This is a genomic window from Erwinia plantamica (assembly GCF_043420595.1).
Taxonomy (GTDB): domain Bacteria; phylum Pseudomonadota; class Gammaproteobacteria; order Enterobacterales; family Enterobacteriaceae; genus Erwinia; species Erwinia aeris.
The window spans coordinates 1-408 of record NZ_JBGCUC010000117.1; the positions used below are offsets into that span (position 1 = coordinate 1).

A 408-nucleotide genomic window follows, 5' to 3' on the forward strand; every position below is an offset into this window, starting at 1 on the left:
GGATGACGTGACACTCTTTCTGCACAAAGTCGAATCCCAGCTGTCCCAGGAACGCCAGAAGATGCTCAAGACCGCCCGCAGCCGCGACAAGGTCTTCGAGGGGCGCAAGGTGCTGCTGGTGGACGACGATGTGCGCAACATCTTTGCCCTCACCAGTGCCCTGGAACACAAGGGGGCGATTGTGGTGATCGGCCGTAACGGCCGTGAGGCGATCGAGAGGCTCAATGAAGTCGAGGACATCGACCTGGTGCTGATGGACGTGATGATGCCGGAAATGGACGGCTACGAGGCGACCGCGTTGATCCGCCAGGACCCGCGCTGGCGCAAGTTGCCGATCATTGCGGTTACGGCCAAGGCCATGAAGGACGATCAGGAGCGCTGCCTGGCGGCGGGCTCCAACGATTACCT

General features: G+C 61.3%; 1 protein-coding gene. It reads left to right on the plus strand.

What is annotated here, in order from left to right; all coding sequences use genetic code 11:
• Nucleotides 1–61 precede the first annotated feature (61 nt).
• Nucleotides 62–408, plus strand: a 347-nt coding sequence (locus AB3U87_RS22360) for a response regulator (RefSeq protein ID WP_394150629.1), incomplete at its 3' end; no start/stop codon positions are given.